Source organism: Hymenobacter sp. IS2118 (assembly GCF_000715495.1).
Lineage (GTDB): Bacteria > Bacteroidota > Bacteroidia > Cytophagales > Hymenobacteraceae > Hymenobacter.
The window spans coordinates 1-294 of sequence record NZ_JNLX01000012.1 but is presented as its reverse complement, the minus strand read 5'-3'; the positions used below and the strand labels follow the sequence as shown (position 1 = coordinate 294).

The window sequence follows — 294 nt, the reverse complement described above, 5'->3', positions numbered from 1 at the left end:
GCACCGGCCTGGGCCTTTCGCTGAGCCACGACATCATCGTGCAGGGCCACGGCGGCACGCTAGCCGTGGAAAGCCGCGAAGGGGAGGGCAGCACCTTCACCCTGGGGCTGCCCGCTGCTTAGCAGCGAGGACAGCGGAAACTCACACGTTTTCGAGTCGGACGAAAACGTGTGAGTACGTCCGACACCCGGCACCCTGCGCGTGCCCCGAGGCCCGTGCCGGCCGGGGGTGGAATTGCCCGGCCGGGCAGTACATTGCGGCCGTCTGTTTGGGCACAGCCGGGGTCGGGTGGTG

General features: G+C 68.7%; 1 protein-coding gene. It reads left to right on the top strand.

The annotated features are described in order from the left end of the window. Window positions 1-8: 8 nt before the first annotated feature. Window positions 9-122: an ATP-binding protein gene (locus GM79_RS23525; protein WP_316930095.1), complete on the top strand. Its 114-nt coding sequence runs from the start codon at window positions 9-11 to the stop codon at window positions 120-122. Window positions 123-294: the final 172 nt, after the last annotated feature.